General features: G+C 66.9%; 21 protein-coding genes. 15 read left to right on the top strand and 6 right to left on the bottom strand.

All coding sequences use genetic code 11. The features are described 5' to 3' along the window. Positions 1 to 97 precede the first annotated feature (97 nt). Positions 98 to 1,840, top strand: a complete 1,743-nt coding sequence (treF, locus tag J8I82_RS07000; protein WP_209755716.1) for an alpha,alpha-trehalase TreF — start codon at positions 98 to 100, stop codon at positions 1,838 to 1,840. On the opposite strand, the gene J8I82_RS06995 is transcribed toward treF, so the two are convergent. Then, positions 1,837 to 3,306, bottom strand: coding sequence for a coniferyl aldehyde dehydrogenase (locus J8I82_RS06995; RefSeq protein ID WP_209755713.1), 1,470 nt, complete (start codon positions 3,304 to 3,306; stop codon positions 1,837 to 1,839). The two genes, treF and J8I82_RS06995, sit on opposite strands and share 4 nt — an antisense overlap. Positions 3,307 to 3,557: 251 nt before the next feature. On the opposite strand from J8I82_RS06995, the gene J8I82_RS06990 reads away from it, so the two are divergent. Both J8I82_RS06990 and J8I82_RS06985 read left to right on the top strand, forming a co-directional pair. Next, complete coding sequence (locus tag J8I82_RS06990) at positions 3,558 to 5,153, top strand: MFS transporter (protein ID WP_209755711.1); 1,596 nt, start codon at positions 3,558 to 3,560, stop codon at positions 5,151 to 5,153. A 61-nt stretch (positions 5,154 to 5,214) separates the two neighbouring features. Beyond that, positions 5,215 to 5,676: a MarR family winged helix-turn-helix transcriptional regulator gene (locus J8I82_RS06985; protein ID WP_209755709.1), complete on the top strand. Its 462-nt coding sequence runs from the start codon at positions 5,215 to 5,217 to the stop codon at positions 5,674 to 5,676. A gap of 28 nt (positions 5,677 to 5,704) precedes the next feature. Here the strand turns inward: J8I82_RS06985 and J8I82_RS06980 are convergent, their stop codons facing one another. Both J8I82_RS06980 and J8I82_RS06975 read right to left on the bottom strand, forming a co-directional pair. Continuing rightward, the gene (locus tag J8I82_RS06980) at positions 5,705 to 6,370 is read right to left on the bottom strand and encodes a response regulator (protein ID WP_209755706.1); all 666 of its coding nucleotides are present in this window, start codon (positions 6,368 to 6,370) and stop codon (positions 5,705 to 5,707) included. 345 nt (positions 6,371 to 6,715) lie between these two features. After that, the gene (locus tag J8I82_RS06975; RefSeq protein WP_209755704.1) at positions 6,716 to 7,675 is read right to left on the bottom strand and encodes a LysR family transcriptional regulator; all 960 of its coding nucleotides are present in this window, start codon (positions 7,673 to 7,675) and stop codon (positions 6,716 to 6,718) included. Between the two features lie 930 nt (positions 7,676 to 8,605). Here J8I82_RS06975 and J8I82_RS06970 point away from each other — a divergent pair. The 3 genes from J8I82_RS06970 to J8I82_RS06960 all read left to right on the top strand — a co-directional run bounded on the left by J8I82_RS06970 (position 8,606) and on the right by J8I82_RS06960 (position 10,995). Then, positions 8,606 to 8,896 (top strand): transposase, encoded by a 291-nt coding sequence (locus tag J8I82_RS06970; protein WP_158577668.1) that lies wholly within the window; start codon positions 8,606 to 8,608, stop codon positions 8,894 to 8,896. A gap of 80 nt (positions 8,897 to 8,976) precedes the next feature. Then, positions 8,977 to 9,366, top strand: a complete 390-nt coding sequence (locus J8I82_RS06965; RefSeq protein WP_209755701.1) for a hypothetical protein — start codon at positions 8,977 to 8,979, stop codon at positions 9,364 to 9,366. A gap of 471 nt (positions 9,367 to 9,837) precedes the next feature. Continuing rightward, a complete protein-coding gene (locus J8I82_RS06960) occupies positions 9,838 to 10,995 on the top strand; it encodes an extracellular catalytic domain type 1 short-chain-length polyhydroxyalkanoate depolymerase (protein WP_209755699.1) in 1,158 nt (385 codons plus the stop codon). A gap of 83 nt (positions 10,996 to 11,078) precedes the next feature. Here J8I82_RS06960 and J8I82_RS06955 read toward each other — a convergent pair whose 3' ends face one another. Continuing rightward, the gene (locus J8I82_RS06955; RefSeq protein ID WP_209755697.1) at positions 11,079 to 12,389 is read right to left on the bottom strand and encodes an MFS transporter; all 1,311 of its coding nucleotides are present in this window, start codon (positions 12,387 to 12,389) and stop codon (positions 11,079 to 11,081) included. Between the two features lie 12 nt (positions 12,390 to 12,401). Between J8I82_RS06955 and J8I82_RS06950 the strand changes: the two genes are divergently transcribed. From J8I82_RS06950 to J8I82_RS06940, 3 genes are all read left to right on the top strand, one after another. Continuing rightward, positions 12,402 to 12,566 (top strand): hypothetical protein, encoded by a 165-nt coding sequence (locus tag J8I82_RS06950; RefSeq protein ID WP_209755695.1) that lies wholly within the window; start codon positions 12,402 to 12,404, stop codon positions 12,564 to 12,566. 123 nt (positions 12,567 to 12,689) lie between these two features. After that, positions 12,690 to 16,700, top strand: coding sequence for a DUF748 domain-containing protein (locus J8I82_RS06945; RefSeq protein WP_209755693.1), 4,011 nt, complete (start codon positions 12,690 to 12,692; stop codon positions 16,698 to 16,700). 93 nt (positions 16,701 to 16,793) lie between these two features. After that, positions 16,794 to 16,988 (top strand): rubredoxin, encoded by a 195-nt coding sequence (locus J8I82_RS06940; protein ID WP_209755691.1) that lies wholly within the window; start codon positions 16,794 to 16,796, stop codon positions 16,986 to 16,988. 34 nt (positions 16,989 to 17,022) lie between these two features. On the opposite strand, the gene J8I82_RS06935 is transcribed toward J8I82_RS06940, so the two are convergent. Both J8I82_RS06935 and J8I82_RS06930 read right to left on the bottom strand, forming a co-directional pair. Next, positions 17,023 to 17,187: a hypothetical protein gene (locus J8I82_RS06935; RefSeq protein ID WP_209755689.1), complete on the bottom strand. Its 165-nt coding sequence runs from the start codon at positions 17,185 to 17,187 to the stop codon at positions 17,023 to 17,025. Positions 17,188 to 17,256: 69 nt separating this feature from the next. After that, positions 17,257 to 17,436 (bottom strand): hypothetical protein, encoded by a 180-nt coding sequence (locus tag J8I82_RS06930; protein WP_209755687.1) that lies wholly within the window; start codon positions 17,434 to 17,436, stop codon positions 17,257 to 17,259. A 287-nt stretch (positions 17,437 to 17,723) separates the two neighbouring features. Between J8I82_RS06930 and J8I82_RS06925 the strand changes: the two genes are divergently transcribed. The 6 genes from J8I82_RS06925 (at position 17,724) to J8I82_RS06900 (ending at position 23,428) form a co-directional block, all read left to right on the top strand. Beyond that, positions 17,724 to 18,227: a hypothetical protein gene (locus tag J8I82_RS06925; RefSeq protein WP_209755685.1), complete on the top strand. Its 504-nt coding sequence runs from the start codon at positions 17,724 to 17,726 to the stop codon at positions 18,225 to 18,227. A 318-nt stretch (positions 18,228 to 18,545) separates the two neighbouring features. Continuing rightward, positions 18,546 to 19,886, top strand: coding sequence for a cytochrome c oxidase subunit II (locus tag J8I82_RS06920; RefSeq protein ID WP_209755683.1), 1,341 nt, complete (start codon positions 18,546 to 18,548; stop codon positions 19,884 to 19,886). Between the two features lie 10 nt (positions 19,887 to 19,896). Continuing rightward, entirely contained in the window at positions 19,897 to 21,654 is a 1,758-nt protein-coding gene (ctaD, locus tag J8I82_RS06915) for a cytochrome c oxidase subunit I (protein ID WP_209755681.1), read from the top strand. Beyond that, a complete protein-coding gene (locus J8I82_RS06910) occupies positions 21,651 to 22,298 on the top strand; it encodes a cytochrome c oxidase subunit 3 family protein (RefSeq protein ID WP_209755678.1) in 648 nt (215 codons plus the stop codon). Before ctaD ends, J8I82_RS06910 begins: the two co-directional genes overlap by 4 nt. A 33-nt stretch (positions 22,299 to 22,331) precedes the next feature. Continuing rightward, entirely contained in the window at positions 22,332 to 23,033 is a 702-nt protein-coding gene (locus J8I82_RS06905; protein WP_209755676.1) for a heme-copper oxidase subunit III family protein, read from the top strand. An 8-nt stretch (positions 23,034 to 23,041) separates the two neighbouring features. Then, positions 23,042 to 23,428 (top strand): cytochrome C oxidase subunit IV family protein, encoded by a 387-nt coding sequence (locus tag J8I82_RS06900; RefSeq protein WP_209755674.1) that lies wholly within the window; start codon positions 23,042 to 23,044, stop codon positions 23,426 to 23,428. The last annotated feature ends 26 nt before the right edge of the window (positions 23,429 to 23,454 follow it).

The following is a 23,454-nucleotide window of genomic DNA, read 5'->3' as shown; positions in this document are numbered from 1 at the left end:
TGAGCTGGCGGCGCCCGCGCTGCCGCCTCGACGCAGGAACGCGCCGCGGAATTGTCCGGCATGAGTACGCCGGTCACCGGCAGCCTGCACTGGGACTATGGGTAACAATGACGACCGCCGCGCCAGGAGCGCGGGCGCCTACACGGTGCCGCGCACGGATCCGGCCACGCCCGACGGCGCCGGCGCAGTCTCCGGCGCTGTCGCCGCGCCGGCCAAGGTCCACGCGGTGGCCCATCCGCCGCTGGCCGCGCATCGCGAATGCCCGCCGCCACATGCGCTGGCGAGCTGTCCGCAGGCCGATACGCTGTCGCCGGCGGCGCGCTATGGAGAACTGTTTGTCGATGTCCAGCATAGCGGCCTGTTCGCCGACAGCAAGACCTTTCCGGACTGCATTCCCGGCTGCGACCCCGAGTGGATCGTCGCGCGCTATCGGCAGTCACGCGTCGAGCCTGGCTTCTGCCTGGCCGACTTCGTGCAGGCCCACTTCACCCGCGCGATCGTGCCTGACAGCCACTATGTCTCCGATCCGGCCAATACGCTGCGCGAACATATCGACGGCCTGTGGCCGGTGCTGACGCGCGAGCCGGTCGCGCATCCGCCACTCTCGTCGCTGTTGCCGTTGCCGCATCGCTACGTGGTTCCCGGCGGGCGCTTCGGCGAACTGTACTACTGGGATTCCTACTTCACCATGGTCGGGCTGGCCGCAAGCGGGCGCGGCGACCTGCTGCTGGAAATGGCGCGCAATTTCGCCTACCTGATCGACACCTACGGGCTGGTGCCCAACGGTACGCGCAATTACTACCTGAGCCGCTCGCAGCCGCCTGTGTTCGCGCTGATGGTCGACCTGCTCGAGCGCGAACAGGTCGCCAGCGCGCGCGACTTCCTGCCGCAGCTTCGGCGCGAGTATGACTTCTGGATGGACGGTGCACAGGCCCTGCGTCCGGGCTGCGCGCACCGGCGCGCGCTGTGCCTGCCCGACGGCGCCGTGCTCAACCGCTACTGGGACGACCGGCCTTGCCCGCGCGAGGAAGCCTTCCTGGAAGACGTGCAGACCGCCGAGCGCAGCGGCCGGCCGCATCACCTGGTGTTCCGCGACCTGCGCGCCGCCGCCGAATCGGGCTGGGATTTCAGCTCCCGCTGGCTCGACCTGCCGCTTGCGGGACAACCGGCCGATCTTGGCACCATCCGCACCACCGCGGTCCTGCCGGTCGACCTCAATGCCTTGTTGTGGCACCTCGAAATGCGCCTTGCCACCTTGTGCGACCAGGCTGGCGATGCCGATGCCGACCGCTTCCTTGCCGCCGCGCGCCGGCGCGAAGCGGCCATCCGGCAATACCTGTGGGACGGCGCAGCCGGCATCTTCGTCGACTACGACTGGTGCCGCGGAGCGCCGCGGCCATGCCTGACAGCGGCGACGATGATGCCGCTGTATCTCGGCCTTGCCCGGGCGGAGGAAGCCGGCGGCGTCGCCAGCGCAGTGGCCGCGCGCCTGATGGATTCGGGAGGCCTGGCCACCACGGAACTCACCTCCGGCCAGCAGTGGGACCATCCCAACGGCTGGGCGCCACTGCAATGGCTCGCGGTGCGCGGACTGACGCGCTACGGCCATGAAGTCCTGGCGCGCGACATTGCGCAGCGCTGGCTTGCCACGATTGCCGGGGTCTATGCCAGGGAATGCAAGCTGGTGGAGAAATACCGCATCGAGGCGACCGGGGAACGCGCCAGGGGTGGCGGAGGCGGCGAGTATCCGCTGCAGGACGGGTTCGGATGGACCAATGGCGTTGCCAGTGCGCTGATGGCGCTGTATGGGGACATGCCGGCGACGTGCCTGAACGTCTAGCGTGGCTCGATCCCGACACCACGCGAGTCCGTGGAGGGGGCGGCATCTTTGGCGGGCAACTGCGGCTTGCCGAGAAACAAGCGCAGTGCCAGCCGCTGGATCCGGCCGCCGTATGGCGGGTGGAACAGCGCGATCGGGAACCAGCGGCGCTCGCTGAACACCGCCTTGGCGTGCGACAGTTCGCGGAAGCCTTCGGCGCCGTGGTAGTTGCCCATGCCCGACGTGCCGGTGCCGCCGAAGGGCAGGTCGTGGTTGACCACGTGCCAGCCCCAGTCATTGAGCGTGACGCCGCCGGCGTGGGTGCGCTCCAGCAGCGGACCGGTCTCGGCCTTGTCATGGCCGAAGTAGTAGAGCGCCAGCGGCCGCGTGCCGCGCTGCACGCAGGCGATGGCCTCGTCGAAGGTGCGGTAGGTCACGACCGGCAGGATCGGTCCGAAGATTTCCTCGCGCGCCAGGCGCATCTGCGGCGTGACGCCAAGCGCGACGTGCAGGGGCAGGCGCCGCCCGTCCGCCGGCATCGCCGCGGCGAGGACCCGCGCGCCCTGCGCGCGGGCATCGTCGAGCAGCGCCCGCTGGCGGGCCAGCGCGGCGTCGTGGATGACGGCGGTGTAGTCGTCGCTGTTCTGGGGGTGCATGCGGGTCGCGGCGGCGAGCACCGCTTCGGCGAAAGCGGCGGCAAGCTCTTCCGGCACCAGCGCATAGTCGGGCGCGACGCAGATCTGCCCGCCGTTCAGGGTCTTGCCATGGGCGATGCGCGAGGCCGCTGTCGCCAGCGCCGCGCTGCGGGAAACGATTGCCGGCGACTTTCCGCCGAGTTCCAGCGTCACGGGCGTGAGGTTGTCGGCGGCGGCTCGCATGACGTGGCGGCCCACCTCGGGCGAGCCGGTGAAGACGATATGGTCGAACGGCAGGCTGGTGAAGGCGCGCGCCACCGCGGCATCGCCTTCGACCACGGCCACCTCGTCTGCATCGAAGGCTTCGGCCAGCAGCGCGCGCAGCGCGGCCGAGGTGTGCGGCGCGTATTCGGAGGTTTTCACCATGCAGCGGTTGCCGGCGGCCAGCGCCGTCGCCAGCGGGCCGAGCGCAAGGTAGACCGGAAAATTCCACGGCACCACGATGCCGACCACGCCCTTGGGCTGGTACATCACGCGCGCGCCGTTGCCGAGGAACAGCAGTTCGGTGTGTCGGCGCGACGGCTTCATCCAGCGCCGCAGGCCGCGCAGCAGGTGGTTGATATGCAGCACCGACGGCAGTACGTCGACCATCAGCGTCTCGGCGTCGGCGCGCGCGCTGAAGTCGCGGGCCGCGGCGGCGGCGAGTTGCTGGGCGTGGCCCCGAATTGCCTGGCGCAGGCGCTGTAGTGCGTTCCGGCGCTGGGCGAGGGAGGGGAAGGGCGACGCCATGAAGCCTGACCGCTGTCTTGCCAGCAGTGCGTCCAGGCATGCTGGTTGTGCTGCATTCACCATAGATAGATCCCCTTAAATTGTTCTGAACGGTCGGTACAATTTAAAGTTTGATGAAGGCGACGGCAGGCTGTCAAGGACCGCATGCCGCCGTAGAGTTAAACGCCAGAGTCGACGCTCAGCAATTCCTCAGTGCATACGTAACCATTGCGGTGCACGCATCACCTGGGCGCCCAGCTGTTGATAGCGCCTTCGACGTTCCGCCAACCTTGTCCTATAATCATTGACATCACAACGATTGATCGAGCAATCACATGATGCCCCAGCCACATAGCGACGAGGCCCCCGGCCAGGTCCTGCCGTTTCGCCAGTCCTTGCTGGCCATGCTCGGCGTGTCCTTTGTGGTGATGCTGGTGGCGCTGGACCAGACCGTGGTCGGTACCGCGCTGCCGACCGTCGTGGCGGAACTGCAAGGCTTCGAGTACTACGCCTGGGTGGCAACGGCGTACCTGCTGACGTCCGTCATCACCGTGCCCATCTTCGGCCGGCTGGGCGACTATTACGGACGCAAGCCCTTCGTGCTGGCGTCGATCGTGGTGTTCACCGTCGCGTCGGCGTTGTGCGGGCTCGCGGCGAGCATGCCGTTCCTGGTGCTGGCACGGGCGCTGCAGGGCATCGGCGGCGGCATGCTGGTGGGCACGGCCTTCGCCTGCATTGCCGACCTGTTTCCCGATTCGCATGTGCGGCTGCGCTGGCAGGTGATGCTGAGTGCGGCATTCGGTATCGCCAATGCCATCGGGCCGTCGCTGGGCGGCGTGCTGACCGAGTGGTACGGCTGGCGCGCGGTGTTCTATGTCAACCTGCCGGTCGGCGTGCTGGGCCTGTGGTTTGCCTGGCGCTACCTTCCGCACCTGCGCCAGCAGGCGCACAGCGGGCCGGTGCGCGTGGACTGGCTCGGAGCCTTCCTGATCGCCGTTGGCCTGGGCGCCATGCAGATAAGCGTCGAACTGCTGCCCGGGCGCGGCTTCGATGCCTTTACCGCGGGCCTGCTGGTGCTGTCGGCGCTCGCGATGGTGGCGCTGTGGCACTGGGAGCAGCGCTGCGCCAACCCGATCCTGCCCGTGGAGATGTTCCGCAACCCCGGGCTGGCACCGCTGTTCCAGCTGTCGGTGTTCGCCGGCTTCACGATGTTCGCCCTGCTGCTGTATGCGCCGTTGCTGTTCCAGGGCGGCTTTGGCCTGTCGCCGAAGGAAGCGGGGTTGCTGATCACGCCGCTGGTGGTCTGCATCACGGTCGGCAGCATCGTCAACGGCCGCGTCATCACCCGCATCCGCCGGCCCAACGCGATGCTGTATGCCGGCTTTGGCATGCTGGCGCTGGCCACGCTGGCCCTGTCGCAGGCCACGCGCGCGATGCCGCACGGGATGCTGCTCGCGATCATGCTGGTGGGCGGATTCGGGCTGGGCTTCATCATGCCGAACCTGATGGTGTTCGCGCAGCAGACCGCCGGGCGCGAGCACCTTGGCATTGCCACGGCGATGCTGCAATCGCTGCGCATGGTGGGTGGCATGGTCGGTACTGCGATCGTCGGCACGCTGGTCACGCGCAGCTATACCGGCAGCGTCGACCACGCCATGGCCGCCGCAGGCGCCAGCCAGTGGGCGGCGCGCCTGGGCGATCCGCAGGTGCTGATCGACAAGGTCTCGCAACTGGCGCTGCTCGGCGAACTGGGCCGGGCCGGGCACAATGGCGCCTTGCTGCTGGAGCAGGCGCGCATGTCGCTGGTCAGCGCGATCCATCTGGGCCTGCTGGCCGCCGGGATCGCCGCTGCGGTGGGCGTCTGGTGCGCGCACCGGGTGCCGCCGGTCAGGCTGGTGCGCACCGCGGAGCCGGCGATGGCGGCGGAGTGAGCGCATGCCGGATGCGGCGCTTGCGCCTGTGATGGCGCCTGTGTATCCCTGAGGAGAATGGATGGAACTGGAGCGACAAAGCGTGGCCGTACTGCAGCAGTTCGGACGCACCTATCGCGCGTATGCGGCTGCATTCGAGCAGTGCATCGGCCTGCCGCTGGCGCGCTGGCGGATCCTGCATGCGCTGCACCTGCAGGAGGATGCCATCGCGCAGCGGGCACTGGCCGACCGCGTCGGCATGGATCCGGGCGCGCTGACCCGCCAGCTCAAGGCCATGCAGGAACTTGGCTGGGTAGAGCGAACCACGTCGGAGCGCGACAACCGCGTGACCCATGTCACGCTGTCGCACGCGGGGCAGCAGCTGGTGGCGCGCGTGATGCCGCTGCGCTCTGCTTTTCTGCAGGATGTGCTGACCGAGGTCTCGGCCTCGACCATGCAAGACCTGTCGCGCGGGCTGGCGCAGCTGGAGACCGGCATTGCGCATGCACTGGCGCGGCTGGAGCAGCCGGACGCCGTGGCCTGATTGTCGGGCAATGTCTGGCGCCGGCCAGTCAGCCGCCGGACAGCAGCATGCCGTTGAGGGCAGCGAATTCGAACAGCTCGCGGTCGTTGGTGACCCCGAGCTTGTGCATGGCACAGTTCTTCTGGCGGCTGATGGTCTTGACGCTGCGGCACAGCAGGACCGCTATTTCGCTGACGGAGCGCCCGGCCAGGTACATCCGCAGCACTTCCATTTCACGCGCCGACAGCCGCTCGGCGCCGCCATGGCTTGCCGCCGGATTGCCGGGATCGGCCTGGGACAGGATCTCCATGGCCGACTTGCCGATGTAGCGGAAGCCGCGTTGGATGCGGCTGATCATGGTGACCAGTTCCGGCAGCGGGGCGTCTTTCAGCAGCAGGCCATGCACCTGCGTATCGAGGATGGAGCGCAGCACCAGCGGATTGGTGATCATGGTCAGTACGGTCACGGCCAGCGTCGGATGGCGCCGGCGCAGTGCGTTCAGCATGCGCAGTCCGTCGCCGCTGCCCTCCAGCTGCGAGGGCATGTGGTAGTCGGTGACGACGACATCGGGCCGCAGGGTCGCGACGCTGTTCAGCAATGCCGTTGCGCTGGTCACTGTGCCGCAGATTTCCCATCCGGTCTGGGTGTGCAGGCGGTCGGCAACGGCCGCGCTGACCACCGGATGGTCATCGGCAAGCAGGATCCTCAATGCCATCGGGTCTCCTCGGTCCAGATTCGTGCTGGGCGCCATGCCGCGCCGCGCTCGAGAAAACGCCGCACGTCGGCCGACGTGCGGCGAAATGGCGACGCCAGACAAGTTGACGCCAGACAACTGCATGCATCGCCGCAGGCCGGGCCAAACGGGAGAGGGCCGGCGCGCTGCGATGCATGGGCAGGATACGGGCTATGCCCCCGCGAGAAAGTAGGAGAATTCGCAAAGCGCTGCCGCCACCGTGTCGCAGGATAGAAAAAGGCGCTGGCCCCTGACGGTGACCAGCGCCGATGGCGCATCGGAAGCGTTGAAGGATCGGCTACTGGAGCGCTGTTGCCGTTGCGCGAGTCAGGCGAGCGCCTCGGCCTGAGCATTGGCGGGCCGCATGCTGCGGCGGCCGTCGATGGCCTTGAGCGGATCGCGCAGCACCGCGCTGCCGACTTCCATGATGTCGCGCAGCACCGCTTTGTCGTGGCTGCGCTCCGGCCCCCAGAAATGGAGGGCGGCCCATTCGGGAAAACTGCTCGGCGGTGCCAGCAGCCGCGTCTTGCGCTCGCGCGTGACCAGCGGCACGTTGAAGTCGAGCACGGGGCAGATGCCGCCGGCGGCATGCAGCAGCGTGATCTGCGTATGCCAGGAAGGCACCACGGTCTCGCGGTGACCGGGTGTGCCGGCCTGCCGGCTCAGGAAGGCGCGCAGCGGACTGCCGGCTTCGCAATCTTCCTGCAGCAGGATCCAGTCCGTTTCACCTTCGTCGTGGCTGCCTTCGCGGGCGGCGCTGACGAGGCGGCGCGGCGTGGCCATGATGTTCTGCTGCCGCACGCGTTCGGGGTCGTGCCCGCCGTCGACGACAAACGCGCAATCCAGTTCGCCGCTATCCAGTTGGCTGGCAAGCGCGGCATCGGCGATGACGGGGCGCGTGATGAAACTGTCCTGAGGGAACTGCTCGCACAGCGTGGTCAGGATCTCCGTAATGACCGGGTCGCCGATCGACGACGAGAAACCGATGGAAATGCGCCTGCCGTCCGCGTGGCGCTGGCTGATGCCCGCTTCGCCCGGGCGCACCAGCTGGTTCCACTTGGCCAGGATCTGGCGCGCGGTCTGCTCCAGGCGCAAGGCGTGGGGCGTCGGTTCGAGCATGCCATTGCGCTTGACGAACAGCGGATCGCCCGTGATTTCGCGCAAGCGTGTCAGGCTGTAAGCGACGGTGGGCACGCGTCCCTGGGTACAGGCGGCGACCGCGTTGAGGTCGCGATACTCCATCACCAGGACGAAGACATGTAATAGCTTGGTGCTGACGTGACGCATTCTGGCTTCTCCCGATGCATGACTCTTTTTTTTTTGGTTTTTTGTCTGTCCGATGCGTACAACGCCGCGCGCAATGGAGCGCGCGGCAAAGCACGAAACGTGCTTATCCGACGGGGCGGCAATCTGCCGCCCATACTGCAAAGCCAGCTTGGAAAATGGCGCCCGTCGCTGTCAGCGCGGCAGACCGGCTCGGCCCGTGCCGTCCGGACAGGACACTTTGGATGACCATGCACGACTCCTAATTTTCCGACTTGCGTCGACAAATTGGCGCAGTGACTCCTCGATCCTTCAGGCCTGATATTTGCCGGCAACGTAGGGGCCGCGCACCGGTTCTCTTCACGGTGGCTGCGGGCTGCCGGGCCGCTTCCTGCTTGCGCCGCGTGGCGCATTGCGAAAGCGTGCGAAATTTAGTTGTGCCGAGGAATCTTAATACATGGTCTGCAAAAGTCCTAGAAACTTGATTTGTTGACAGACTTCTAATTTCGCTTTCATCGCCCTTATCCGGTGCGCTTACCCCGGGTTCCAGCCGCCGCCGGCGCAAGGCGGCGCGCGGTTTGACATGGCTTGCCAGGCCATTGCCACAATGCTGAAACAAAGTGGACTCCAAATTGGCTTAACAAAATATGGCCGTCGACAGCGGCCTCGCCGGCACGGCGGCACAGCCGGTGCGGCCACGGCAAGGCTTGCGGATCTTCTGAAAGACGAGGTGCCGGAAACGCGCGCGCGCCTGCTGCCAGGTGGCTTGCGCCGGCCATTTCCGCGGCGCCGCGAGCCAGTCCGCTCAGATAATTTTCTTAACTCGCCTTGCGAAGACACTGAATTGCCTTTTAGCGCGGCAGTGGGCTAACGTACGCCCAGAGTCGGCACGGTTGGCGGCACGGCCCGCGTTGCCCGCGCCAGCGCCGGCGCCGTTGTGGAGCGGAGAGATTCGTGAACAGACGGTATTCGGAAGAGCAGATCCGCAGCTACCTGGCCGAAGCGGCCAGCGGCGTGCCGGTGCGCGAGCTGTGCGCGCGCTATGGCTTCAGCGATGCCTCGTTCTATGGATGGCGCGCGCGCTACGGGGACCAAAGCCAGAACGATGCCCGCGACGGGCGCAAGCTGCGCGAACTGCAAGAGGAGAATGCGCGGCTCAAGAGTATGCTTGCGGACGCACTGCTCAAGCTTGAGCTGCTGCGCAACCGTACCGGCCGCCGCCAGGGCAACGGCAAGGATCGCTGAAGGCACGGCTGGTTTTCTGCAACGCAATGCCGCGTACCATGGCTGCCGCCATGTGCTGCGCAGGCCCTGGAGTACTGGTTTTGAAGAAGTTTGTTTGCAAGTGCGGCCTGCTGACGGCCGCCATGGTGGTCATTTCCCTGCACGCCACATCGTGGGCAGCGAGTCCTGCCGCATCCGCAGCCGCCGCCGCCGGCGGTACGCCGATGGTGGCGCCGCCGCCGCCGCGGATGCTGGACGAGGGCACCGCCGTGGTCGAAGGCCCCGGTGGCACATTGTCCGCATCGCAGCGTCAGCACTGCCAGGCCTTGCTGGACCAGGTCAATGCGCTGCCGAAGGGTCCCCAGTGGTCAGAAGGCCAGTCGTCAGTGACCACAGCGGACGGCCGCACGCATCCGACACTGGAACGCCAGCCGGATCGCAAGCGGCTGGAAGAGGCGTATCGGCAGGAGTGCACGCAGCAACGTCGCTGAGTGCGCAACCCGGGGCTGGACGCTGGCCAGCCGCTGCGGGGCTTTCATCGATCCCACGGCAACCAGCAGCACGCGCTCGCGCTCGGCATTGCATGACCGTCAGCGCGGCGGCTCAGGCCGCAGGCGCATGCCGGGAGGCGCCGGGGGTGGGGGTCGTCGCGGCTACGCCACAGACGGCATGGAAAAGGCATAGCGAACAGGCTGGGGCGCCGTGATCCGGCATGGCCATCCTGGCGCGAGGGCAATCGACAAGCCAGTATAAAGCGACGACATCGCCGGTCAACTTGCGCGATCTTCATTCTTTCGATCCAAGTGTTCAATATTTTCGCCATGTCAGGCGAGGCCAGAACCGGACCGTGCAGTAGTCTGTGTGCCATATCCGCCTCACGGCCCGTCCATCGCGGTGTGGTATGCTGCAACGCACAACAAAGGCACCCCGGGGGAGATTCCGTCATATGAGCAGGAGTCCTCATGACCAAGAGCCTAGCCGCTGACTGGCACGCACAACTCCGGCGCCTGAGCCGGGTGCAGGCCCGAACTGAAACGCAGGTGAAGTCCTGGCTGCAACGCCTGGATTCACTGAACCCGCTGACACCGTCACGTTCGCAGGACGCGCCGGCCCGGCCACGACGCTCGGCTGTTGCGCCCCTGACGACGCACGCCACGCCGCTCGCGAGGTCACCCGCGAGGTCGCCCGCCATCTCACCCATCGCGCCGGATGAACTTCCCGGTATTTGGCAGGCACACCGGCTGCGCCTGGCGGCGCTGCCCGGCGAACTGGTGCCGCAGCTGTCCTATCACCTCTATATCCCGTCCAAACGCCACCGCGGCCCATTGCCGGTGGTGGTGCTGCTGCATGGTTGCCGGCAGACGCCCGATGCCATCAGCGCCGGCACGCGCATGAACGCGCTGGCCGAACAGGAAGGTTTTATCGTCGCTTACCCGCAACAGCCGCTGCGGCGGCAGGTCCAGCGCTGCTGGCAGTGGTTCGACCTGAGCGCCGCGGAAGGCGGGCGCGAGGCGCAGGCCCTGGCGGCACTGCTCGATGCGCTGGCCGCGCGCCACGATGTGCGCGAGCGCGAGATCTACCTGGCCGGCATGTCCGCCGGTGCGGCCATGGCCGCGGTGGTGGCGCTGCGCTACCCCGGCAAGGTGGCGGCGGTGGCCATGCATTCCGGTGTCGTGATCGGCGCTGCCGATACGCCGCACGCCGGCCTGCACGCCATGCGGCACGGCGCCACGGCCGAGCCGGCGTGGCTGCTCGACGCCGCCGGCGTCACGCCAGGCGGGCCCGAGATGCCGGCGCTGGTGATCCACGGCCTCGCCGACGATGCGGTGCATCCGGTCAACGGCAGGCTGCTGGCGCGCCAGTTTCTCGCGTACAACGAGTTGGAAGACCGGCTTGCTGCTATTCCGGACGCAGCGCCGGACGCGGCGCCGGGTGAAGAACCCGGCCGTTGCCGCGAATACCGCTTCGGCCGCTGGAGCCGCGACCTGGTCGCGCTGGTGGAGGTGGAAGGACTGGACCACGCCTGGAGCGGCGGCGACGCCAGCTACGGCTTCCACAGCGACATCGGCCCCGATGCCAGCGCGATGATGTGGGATTTCCTGCGGCAGCACCGGCGTTGAGCCGCGACCGCGCGCGCATGACGCGCGCATGAAAAAGGGAGGGCAACTGCCCTCCCTTCCATTGCGTATGAGGCCAACGCGCTTCAGCCGCGCGAGCGGTCCTTGACGAACAGCGCCGTCACCATGCCCAGCACGCACAGTGCGACCACGTAGTGCGCGGGTGCCAGCTTGTCCTGCTTGAGCATCAGCGTGACGATCATTGGCGTCAGGCCGCCAAAGATGGCGTACGCCACGTTATACGAGAACGACAGGCCCGAGAATCGCACCTGCGCCGGGAACGCATTGACCAGCACGAACGGCACCGCGCCGATGGTGCCAACCAGGAAGCCCGCCAGCGCATACAGCGGCAGCAGCAGGTCCGGACGGGTGAAGATGGTGGTGTAGAAGGCGTAGGCGGCGACCGCCAGCAGCAATCCGCCGAAGAACAGCGTGCGGCGCGCGCCGATGCGGTCGGCCAGCGCGCCCGACACCACGCAGCCAAGAGTCAGGCATAGCGTGGCGACGCTGTTGGCCACCAGCGCGGTGCGCGCATCGAACCCGTACAGCTTCTGCAGGAAGGTTGGCGTCATCAGGATCACCACGACGATGCCGGCCGACAGCATCCAGGTCAGCAGCATCGACACCGCCACGCTGCCGCCGTGGTCGCGCACCACCGACTTGAGCGGCATTTCCGCCGCCAGCGCCTTGCGCTGCTGCAGCTCGGCAAAGACCGGTGTCTCATGCAGCCAGCGGCGCAGGTACATCGAGGCAATGCCGAACACGCCCCCGATCAGGAATGGCACGCGCCAGCCGTAGTCGGCCAGCTCGGCCGGGGTGAAGACACTGTTGATGCCCGTGGCTACCAGCGAACCCAGCAGGATCCCGGCGGTCAGCCCCGCGGTCAGCGTGCCGCAGGCGTAGCCGACGTGGCGCGCCGGCACATGCTCCGACACGAACACCCAGGCGCCGGGCACTTCGCCGCCGACCGCCGCGCCTTGCAGGATGCGCAGCACCAGCAGCAGCACCGGCGCGGCCAGGCCGATCGAGGCGTAGGTCGGCAGCAGGCCCATCAGCAGCGTCGGCACCGACATCAGCAGGATCGACAGCGTGAACATCTTCTTGCGGCCAAGCAGGTCGCCGAAGTGCGCCATGATGATGCCGCCCAGCGGACGCGCCAGGTAGCCGGCGGCGAAGATGCCGAAGGTCTGCAGCTGGCGCAGCCAGTCCGGCACGGACGGCGGGAAGAACAGCTGGCCGATCACCGTCGCGAAAAAGACGAAGATGATGAAATCGTAGAACTCGAGCGCGCCGCCCAAGGCGGCAAGGGAGAGGGTCTTGTAATCCTGGCCGGTCAGGGCGCGCGCACGGAACTGTGTTGCGCCCGCGCCGGTTGCGGTACTGGTGGTGCTGGACATGAATGGACTCGCATGGAAGAGATCGCATGCGAAGCGCGCAACACGGAATACGTGGAGGATTTGGCCGGAGGATACAGCGCGGGTGAGGCAGGCACGTTGTGGCGGGTAAGCCGCAGGCTTGCGACGAAACGCTTCGCAAAGGCCGTAAAGATACCAGATCGTCAATTCTGGCGTTGACTGCGCAATTCTGATGTCTTTGCTTTGTCTGAATCCGTTGCCATAATGACGACAAAAAAGTGAAATCCGGGGCACAAACAAGCATGCCACGCCGGAATACGGGGTCAGATCTTCTGAGACGACATGGAATTCAAGCAATCCATTCAGGCAGTGGCTGCGACGCCGCGCGGCCGGCTTGCGACCCGCGTTGCCGGCGGCGTGGCTGCCGCGCTCGCGGTGTTCGGGCTGGCGGGCTATTTCGGCGGACCGCCGCTGCTCAAATACCTGATCGAAAAGAACGCGACAGAAGCACTGGGGCGCAAGGTCACGCTGGGCAAGGCGCATGTGCGGCCGTTCGAACTGGCCGCCACGCTGTCTGACCTGACGATCTACGAGCGCGACGGCAAGACCCCTGCGCTGACGCTGGGCGAGGCCGAGGCCAATACTTCGCTGGCATCGCTGTGGCACCTGGCCCCGGTGGTGGACAACCTGCACGTCGACCGCCTTGCCGTGCGCGTGGCGCGCGGCGCCGACGGCCGCATGAGCTTTGCCGATGTCCAGGAAAAGGTCGCGGCAATGCCGCCCAAGCCGGCCGATGCCAAGCCGGCGCGCTTCTCGGTCAACAATATTGCCGTGACCGGCAGCAGCTTCAGCTATGACGACAGGCTGCTCGACACCAGCCTGCGCGTCGACCACCTGACGCTGACGCTGCCGTTCCTGTCCAACCTGCCGCATGACGTCGAGATCGTGACGCGGCCGACGCTGAGCGCGCAGGTCAACGGCACGCCGCTGGCGCTCGACGGCGAGGTGCTGCCCTTCGCCGATTCGCGCCAGACCCGGCTTAATGTCAACTTCGACGGGCTCGACGTGACGCGCTTCATGGCCTTCGCGCCGCCGCTGCGCGATGCCGAGGTCAAGTCCGGCAAGCTCGATACGCGCCTGACGGTGGCGTTCCGCCAGCAGAAGGACACGCAGGAAATGCTGCTGATCGGCACCGCCGCGCTGCGCGATGCGGATATCCGCACGCGCGCGGGCCAGCCGCTGGTGAAGAGCGGCCGGCTGGCGCTGGACATCGCCCGGCTCGAGCCGCTGGCGCACCGGGCCCAGCTGCGCAGCGTGGAAATAGAAGGGCTGGGCGTGCAGGCCGTGCGGCGCGCCGACGGCACGCTGAACCTGGCGACGGCGTTCCTGCCGCAGGGGGCAAGCAAATCGACCGACGGCGTGGCGCCGGCTCCGGCTCCGGCAGCGTCCGCGCCCGCCGCGCCGCCTTCCGCTTCCTCCGCGCAAGCTGCCCCGGCCGCCCCGGCGCCCAAGGACCAGCCCTGGCGCTATGCGGTCGACCGCATCGTGGTGAAGCAGGCCAACCTCGGGTTTGAGGACGCGCTGGCGCCCTCAGGCCCGGGCAAGCTCTCGCTCGGCCCGCTCGACGCCGAGGTCAAGGGTTTTGCCGGCACCGAAGGCGACAAGCCGGCGCGTATCGACGCCACCCTGACCGTGGCCGACGGCCAGACGCTGCACCATACCGGCGACCTGCTGCTGCGCGATGGCACGCTGGCTGGCACGCTGGAAACCACGGGGCTGCGGCCGCAAGGCTTTGCCGCGTGGTGGCCGCGCGAACTGCGTAGCCAGTTCGGCGAGACTGCGGTCAATGCCGAACTGCACTACCGCATGTCGTGGGCGGCGCCGCAGTTCCAGTTCGTACTGGAAAAGTCCCGGCTGGAACTGGCGCCGCTCTATGTCGCCACGCGCGATCCGGTGGTGGTGCCGGCCGCCCCCGCCGCTAGCGCCGCCACGGCGAACGCCGCGAAGGAAGCGGCGACGCAGGCTCCGGCGCGCGCGAGCCGCCGTGCGCGCGAACGCGCCGAGGCCGACCGTGCCGGCGCAAACCTGCCGCTGCTGCGCGCCGAGAAGCTGGTACTCGATGATATCCAGCTAGACCTCGCGCGACAGACCTTTGCGACCAGCCAGGTGACGCTGGCGCAGCCGCAGATCTCGGCCACGCGCGACCACAGCGGCCAACTGCTCGAAATGGCGCGGCTGTGGGCCAGCGAATCGGCGCAGCAGGCTCGCGCCACGCCGCGCAAGGCACCGGCCCCCGCCGCGAATGCCACGAACTCCACGAATGGCGCCAATGGCGCCAATGGCAAGAACGGCAGTGCCGCCGCAGGTGTCTGGCAAGCCAGGATCGGCAAGATCGCCCTCGACGGCGGCAGCGCGCGCGTGGCCGACTACCAGCCGGCCCAAGCCAACCGCGGCCGCCCGGTGATCCACGAGTTCCGCAATATCGAGCTCGGCACCGGCGCCATTGTTTGGCCACTGACGCCGGCGGCGGTGCCGGTGAAGCTGCATGCCGAAGCCGGCCGGCGCGGCGTGATCGGCATCGACGGCACCGTATTGCCCGCCATGCCGGCGAGCCGCCTGCAGCTGGACCTGCGCCAGGTGGAAATGGGGCCGCTGCAGCCGTACCTGGCCGACCGCCTCAACGCGGCATTGCGCAGCGGCACGCTGACCGTCAAGGGCAAGCTCAATGTCGATGCCCCCACCGGCAAGCCGATCGCCGCGCAGTTTGCGGGCAACGTGCTGGCCGGCAACGTGCGCACGGTCGACCGCGTCAGCGGTGAAGATTTCCTGCGCTGGCGCTCGCTTGCGTTGTCAGGCATCGACTTCGCGATGGACGAGAGCAAGGGGCCGATGCGCGTCAGCCTGGGCAATATCGCGCTGTCCGATTTCTACGCGCGCGTGATCCTGAACGCCAACGGCCGCCTGAACCTGCAGGACGTGCTGGCCGCCGGCGCGGCCAAGGGCGAGGCGGCGCCGTCCACCAGCCTGACGCAGGCCAACCCGGCCTCGGCGCCGGCAGCGCCGCCGGTGCAGGCCGGCGACACGCGCACCGCGCAGGTCGAGCAGAAGCCGGGCGGGCCCAAGCCGCAGATCCGCATCGGCGGCGTGTCGGTGAGCCAGGGCAACATCAATTTCTCGGATTTCTTCGTCAAGCCCAACTACACCGCCAACCTGACCGGCATGAAGGGTTCAGTGTCCAAGGTGTCATCCGGCGATCCCGCGCCTGCCGACCTGGTGCTCGACGGCCGCATCGACGATGACGCGCCGGTCACCATCAGCGGCAAGATCAATCCGCTGGGCGAGCAGCTGTTCCTCGACATCGCCGCCAAGGCATCGGGGGTCGAGCTGACGCGGCTGACGCCGTACGCGGCCAAGTACGCCGGCTACCCGATCACCAAGGGCAAGCTGACCGTCGATGTCGCCTACAAGATCGAGAATGGCAAGCTGGATGCGCGCAACCACCTGTTCCTCGACCAGCTTACCTTCGGCGAGCGCGTCGACAGCCCGGACGCGACCAAGCTGCCGGTGCTGCTGGCGGTGTCGCTGCTGAAGGACCGAAATGGCGTGATCGACGTGAACCTGCCAGTCTCGGGCTCGCTGTCGGACCCGGAGTTCAGCATCGGCGGCGTGATCGTGCGCGTGATCGTCAATCTGCTGACCAAGGCGATCACTTCGCCATTCTCGCTGATCGCCTCGGCCTTCGGCGGCAGTGGCGGCGAAGAACTCGGTTATGTCGAATTCGCGCCCGGCACGTCGACGCTGACGCCGGCGGCGAAGGAGAAGATCGGCAAGCTCGGCCAGGCGCTCAATGACCGGCCTTCGCTGCGGCTGGAAATCAGCGGCCGCATCGACCCGGCCACCGACGAGGCTGGCGCGCGCCGCGCGTGGCTGGATGCGCGCGTGGCCGAACAGAAGCGGCGCGACCTGCGCAACAGCGCGCAGGCCGGCACCGAGGCCGGCGATGACGAGTCGGGCGAGCAGGGCGCCGAAATCAAGGTGTCGAAGCAGGAATACCCGAAGTACCTCGAAGAGGTCTACAAGCGCACCTCGATGAAGAAGCCGCGCAATTTCGTCGGCTTTGCCAAGTCGTTGCCGCCGGAGGAAATGGAGAAGCTGCTGATGGCCAACGCCACTGTCTCCGAGGCCGACCTGAAGCGTCTTGCCGAGCAGCGCGCGCTGGTGGTCAAGCAGTCGCTGGAGCGCGAGGGCAAGGTGCCCGAGAGCCGTCTGTTCCTGACCGCGCCCAGGCTCACGGCCGAGGGAATCAAGGACAAGGGGGCGCCGAACCGGGTGGATTTCTCGATCCGGCAGTAGCCGGAGCGGCCGGCGGCGCCGTCACGGCGCCGCCGGCAAAAGACGGTATGATTCGGCCCGGACAATCTGTCATGACCGAATCTGGAGAATGTTTTGCAGGATCAACTTGAAGCGGCCGTTGCCTACAAGACCTGGGTGTGCGTGATCTGCGGCTGGGTCTACGACGAAGAACAAGGCTTGCCCGAAGACGGCATCGCCCCCGGCACGCGCTGGGAAGACATCCCCGACGACTGGCGCTGCCCGGAATGCGACGTCGGCAAGGGCGAGTTCGCGATGATCGAGCTGTAATGCAAGCGGCGCTTTGCAGCGCCGTCATGCCTTACTAGCCATGCCGCCGCAACGGCGGCCGGCACAGACTGGCGTGTTGCCGTTGCGCCGTGCAACGCCGGTAGCGCATCCGATACGGGTGAACGCAACGCCACAGGGCGCGCAGCACGGTAACAAGCAGCAGCGCCGCCATAGTGGCGGCCAGCAGGCCGATCGACATGGCGGCCTCCCCTTTCCCGGATCGTAGGGATCGTTTGGATCGTTGCCAGCCCGGCCTCCCGGGCCGGGATCAGATCAGCATCGGCAGCGCTTCCAGCACCAGCACCGCGACCAGCGCGCCGATCAGCGCCCCCAGGGTCCGGCAACTGATACGCAGGTACTTGGCGGTCACCGGTATCGAACCCATGGCGATCACGCCCACCAGCGCCATCGGAATCAGGAATACAAGATCATGCGCGGTGAAGTGCATGGCGGTCTCCTGTCTCTCTCTTTTGTGATTCCAGTATAGGCAGTGTGTGCCGCGCGCACGGCAGCGCGCATCGGGATTGTCCCGTAGGGCGCACAGCGGGCGCGGGCCACAGGTATCGCCAGCCGCACTCCTGCTCAGCAGGCGTTGCGCCACGCACGCACCCGACGTGTTTTTCGCCATGCGGGCAGCCTCATGGGAACCGCGTGTCCTATGCTGATCAGAGATGCGGGACCCGATGCCTTCCATGTCGAACGTCCCGCCGATTCGAGAGAGAGATGGAGGTGGCTATGGAACTTCACATGCGATCGCACCATTACGTGCGTCGCCTGCCTGACTGGACCGCGGCAGCGGTGTCGGGGCTGGCTGCGGGCGCGCTGCTGCTGGTGCTGGAACTGTTCTGGTCGTCGATGGTGTCGGGCGTCAATCCGTGGGTGGCCACACGCATGATCGCGGCGATCGTGATGGGCCCGGACGAGCTGCAGACATCGCTGTTCAGCATTGCCACGGTGACCGCGGCACTGGTGATCCACTTTATCCTGGGCGCGATACTCGGCATGATCCTGGCAGCGATCATCGCGCCGTTCACGCTGGACTCGAGCCTCGGCATGGCAATGCTTGCCGGCGCCGTGTTCGGGCTGGTCGTCTACTTCTTCAATTTCTATGTGATGACGCGCGCGTTCCCCTGGTTTGTCGAGGTGCGTGGCTGGCATACGTTCATCGGCCACCTGATCTTCGGCATGACGGCGGCAGCGTGCTACTGGAAGCTGGAAAGCAAGGACGTGTCGCACTGAGGTGACGCATTTAGATTTAGCCGCAGCGCTCAGCGGCCGAATCGAGGTTTTTTTAACCCGGGGATCGTGCCCGAACGGCACGGCAAGACGCATGCACGTTTCCAGCGCGCTTTGGCCGCTACGCGGATCCGCGCGCGAACATGGCGGCGGCAGGGAACCGAGGGTTCCTTGCCGCCGCTTTTTCTCGGCGGGCCGCTTGTGCATGGCGGCACGCATTGGCCCGCCATGTCGCCTTGCAGTGACCTGACGGCATGCACTAGTCTTATCTAACCTGCGTGACTTCCGCATCCCTCGCCGCGCGCGAGGAGGAGGGTGGTTATGGCGTTGGCCATTGCACTCGTCGTCATCGTCGTCGCTTCGGTGCTCTTCCATTTCCTGAGCCCGTGGTGGGCGACCCCGCTGGCGTCCAACTGGAAGCAGATGGACGACACGCTGACCATTACCCTCGTCATCACCGGGATATTCTTCGTCGTCATCAACCTGTTCGTCGGCTACATCGTCTGGCGCTACCGGCACAATGCGCCGCATCCCAATGGCGGTACCGGCCACCGCGCCGCTTATGAGCCCGAAAACCCCAAGCTCGAGTGGTGGCTGATCGGCGGCACGACGCTTGGCGTGGTGGCGTTGCTGGCGCCGGGCCTGTTCGTCTACGCCGACTATGTGCGCCCGCCGCGCGAGGCGATGGTGCTGGAGGTGGTTGGCCAGCAATGGTCGTGGGCGTTCCGCTTTCCCGGCAAGAGCGGCGAGCTGGGTGCCACCGACCCGCGCTTCATCACCGGTGCCAATCCGCTGGGACTTGACCCGGACGACCCGCGCGGACAGGACAACATCGTCATCGTGGGGCCGGAGGTACACCTGCCGCTGAACAAGCCGGTGAAAGTGCTGCTGCGCTCCAAGGACGTGCTGCATGACTTCTACGTGCCGCAGTTCCGCGCGCGCATGAACATGGTGCCGGGCATGGTGACGTCGTTCTGGTTCACACCGACGCAAACGGGACGCTTTGAAGTCCTGTGCGCGCAGTTGTGCGGCGTGGGGCACTACAACATGCGCGGCATCGTGGTGGTGGACGAACCCGCCGCGTACGAAGCCTGGCTGGCGAAGCAGCAGACCTTTGCGATGGCGCTGGCGAAGGCCGCGGCCCCGCCGGCGGCGATGGCCGCCGCAGCGCCGGGCGCCGCCGGCGACGCCGGCATGGTGGAAAAGGGCCGCGCGCTGGCGCAAAGCAAGGGCTGCACCGCGTGCCACAGCATCGACGGCAATCCCAGCGTGGGCCCGACCTGGAAGGGCCTGTACGGCAAGACCGAGTCCTTTGCCGACGGCAGCAGCGCGCCGGTCGACGACGCCTTCCTGCACAAGGAGATCACGGACCCGCAAGCGCGCCTAGTGAAGGGCTTCGGTCCGGTGATGCCCAAGCTGCCGATGAGCGAGGACGAGACCACTGCGCTGATTGCATATATCAAGTCGGCAGGGACCACCGGTGCCCCTGCACCGGAGGCCGCGGCGCCAGGCGCGCCCGCTGCCGCCACCAGTGCCGCCACGACCGCAGCAGCCGGCACGGCCGCGCCCGCGCCATCCCCTGGCGCTGCCTCAGGCACCTATACGACCTCGACCGCGGTGGCCGTGCCGCCTGGCGCGGCGCCCGCGCCGCCACGCAAGTGAGGAGACCCGCATGGCTTACGCCGACGATGCCGCCCATCACGCGCCGCAGAGCTTCTGGACCCGCTATGTCTGGAGCCAGGACCACAAGGTGATCGCCGTGCAGTACACCATCGTGGCGATCGTGGTCGGGCTGGTGGGCGTGGCGTTGTCCAACCTGATGCGGATGCAGCTGGGTTTCCCGGGGCGCTTCGAGTTTATCGACGTCAACCGCTACTACCAGTTCGTCACCATGCACGGAATGATCATGGTGATCTACCTGCTGACCGCGCTGTTCCTGGGCGGTTTCGGCAACTACCTGATCCCGCTGATGGTAGGCGCGCGCGACATGGTGTTTCCCTTCCTCAACATGCTCAGCTTCTGGGTCTACCTGCTGTCGGTGATCGTGCTGCTGGCCAGTTTCTTCGTGCCGGGCGGGCCCACCGGCGCGGGCTGGACGCTGTACCCGCCGCAGGCCATCCTGCCCGGCACGCCGGGGCATGACTGGGGCATCATCCTGATGCTGGTGTCGCTGGCGATCTTTATCGTCGCGGCGACGATGGGCGGCCTGAACTACGTCACCACCGTGCTGCAGGCACGCACCGAGGGCATGACGCTGCTGCGCATGCCGCTGTCGGTGTGGGGCATCTTCATGGCCACCATCCTGGCGCTGCTGGCGTTCCCGGCGCTGTTCGTGTCCGCGGTGATGATGCTGCTGGACAAGACCCTGGGCACCAGCTTTTTCATGCCCGCGATGGTGTCGATGGGCCAGCAGCTCAACTACAAGGGCGGCAGCCCGCTGCTGTTCCAGCACCTGTTCTGGTTCTTCGGCCACCCCGAGGTGTATATCGTCGCGCTGCCGGCCTTCGGCATCGTCTCCGACCTGGTCAGCGTGCATGCGCGCAAGAGCATCTTCGGCTATCGCACCATGGTGTGGGCGATCCTGGCGATCGGCGTGCTGTCGGTGGTGGTGTGGGCGCACCATATGTTCGTCAGCGGCATGAATCCGTACTTCGGCTTCTTCTTTGCCACCACCACGCTGATCATCGCCGTGCCCACCGCGATCAAGGTCTACAACTGGGTCATCACGCTATGGCGCGGCGACATCCATTTCTCGGTGCCGATGCTGTTCGCGATCGCATTCATCAGCACCTTTGTCATCGGCGGGCTGACCGGGCTGTTCCTGGGCAATGTCAGCGTGGATATCCCGCTGTCGAACACGTACTTCGTGGTGGCGCACTTTCACATGGTGATGGGCGTGTCGCCGATCCTGGTGGTGTTCGGCGGCATCTACCACTGGTATCCCAAGGTGACGGGCCGCATGCTCAATGACACCATGGGCCGCGTGCATTTCTGGATCACCTTCATCGGCACCTACGCCATCTTCTTCCCGATGCACTATCTCGGCGTGCTGGGCATGCCCCGGCGCTACTACGCATGGGAGAACTATGCCTTCATCCCCGAATCCGCGCATGTGATGAACATGTACATCTCGGTGGCGGCCTTCGTGGTCGCCACGGCACAGCTGCTCTTTGTCTATAACCTGGTGTGGAGCCTGCGCCGTGGCCAGAAGACCGACGGCAACCCGTGGCGCGCGGCCTCGCTGGAGTGGCAGACGCCGCAGACGCCGCCGGTGCACGGCAACTGGGGCCCGCACCTGCCGGTGGTGTACCGCTGGGCCTATGCCTACAGCGTGCCGGGTGCGCCGGAGGACTTCATCGCGCAGAACGCGCCGCCCGAAGCGGGCGGGTCGGAGCCTGAACCCCACGCCAGACGCGGAGCCGTAGCATGAACGCCGACGCCGTCTACAAGGTCAGCCGCGACGACTTCGGCGGCAATCCCTCCGGCGAGAATGCCGCGCACCGCCACCCGCAGCGGCGGTCGCCGGCAAGCATCGGCCTGTGGGTGTTCATGGGCGTGGTCACATCGCTGTTTGCGCTGTTCCTGACCGCTTATGCGCTGCGCATGGACAGCCCGGACTGGCACCGCATCGCGCTGCCGTGGCAGGTGTGGCTGTCCACGGCACTGCTGGCCGCCGGCAGCGTGGCGATGGAGGTGGCGTCGCGCGCGGCGCGCCGCGGCAGCATGGGCGTGGCCCGGCTGGCGCTGCGGCTGGGCGGCCTCGGCGCGGCCGCCTTCGTGGTTTCGCAGCTGTGGGCATGGCAGGCGCTGGGCGCGATGCAGGTCATGCCGGCGGGCAATCCCGCGGGCAGCTTCTTCTACCTGCTGACGGCCATGCACGGCCTGCACGTGCTGGGCGGGCTTGTGGGCTGGGGCTTCGCGGTTGCCGCGCGCGGCAGTGGCGAAAGGGCCGTGCTGCGCATGCGGCTGTGCGCACGTTACTGGCATTTCCTGCTGGCGGTATGGGTGGTGCTGCTGGCGGCGCTGGGCTGGCTCACGCCCGAGCTGGTGCGCTATCTCTGCGGCACGGCCTAGACGGGCACGCACGCAGAAGAGGAGGTGAGCGGCATGTCAACGCAACTGTCTTCACCATCGGCCACGCCTCCTGCGGCCTCGCCGCCAGGCGGCATGCGCGGCCTGCTGGCGGACTGGTCGTCGGACCAGCAGGCCTTCAAGGTGTCGTGGGGCAAGACCATGATGTGGATCTTCCTGCTGTCCGACACCTTTGTCTTCAGCTGCTTCCTGACCGGCTATATGTCGGTGCGCATGGCGACCACGGTGCCGTGGCCGAATCCCAGCGAGGTGTTCGCGCTGCACGTAGGCGGCGCCGATATTCCGTTGCTGCTGATTGCCATCATGACCTTCGTGCTGATTACCAGCAGCGGCACCATGGCGATGGCGGTCAACTTCGCCTACCGGCGCGCGCGCCGGGAATGCGCGCTGCTGATGCTGGTGACCGCGCTGTTCGGCATGCTGTTCGTCGGCATGCAGGCGTTCGAATGGACCAAGCTGATCGTCGACGAGGGCGTGCGGCCATGGAGCAACCCGATGGGCGCGGCGCAGTTCGGCTCGACTTTCTTCATGATCACCGGCTTTCACGGCCTGCACGTGTCGTGCGGCGTGATCTACCTGCTGGTGGTGGCCACGCGTGTACTGCGCGGGCGCTACGAAGCCACCGGCAACTACCAGATCGTCGAGATCGCCGGGTTGTACTGGCACTTCGTTGACCTGGTCTGGGTATTCATCTTTGCGTTGTTCTATCTCTGGTGAGGGCGGCCATGGCATCGACTCCCGCATCCCCCGCAGGCTCTACGACGCCCACGCCGCCGGCCGCGCACGAGCCCGGCCATGCCGGCGCGCATAGCGGCCAGCAGCATCCCATCGGGCTGTACCTGAAGATCTGGCTGTTGCTGTTCGTGCTGTCGACGCTGTCCTACCTGGTCGACTATTTCCATGTCACCGGCTACCTGCGCTGGACGCTGATCCTGGTGTTCATGGCGCTGAAGGCGGGGCTGATCGTGGCGGTGTTCATGCATATGGCATGGGAACGCATGGCGCTGATCTGCGCCATCCTGGTCCCGCCGCTGTGCCTGCTGGTGCTGGTCTGGCTGATGGCGGAAGAAGCGAACTATACGTTCCTGACGCGCGGCATCTTCTTCCGCTGACGGGGAGGGCGCCGCCGGCTCCCGGG

This window comes from Cupriavidus consociatus, from assembly GCF_017814975.1.
In the GTDB taxonomy this organism is placed as follows: Bacteria; Pseudomonadota; Gammaproteobacteria; order Burkholderiales; family Burkholderiaceae; genus Cupriavidus; species Cupriavidus consociatus.
The sequence above is the reverse complement of the archived record's forward strand: the minus strand, read 5'-3'. Positions and strand labels throughout refer to the sequence as shown.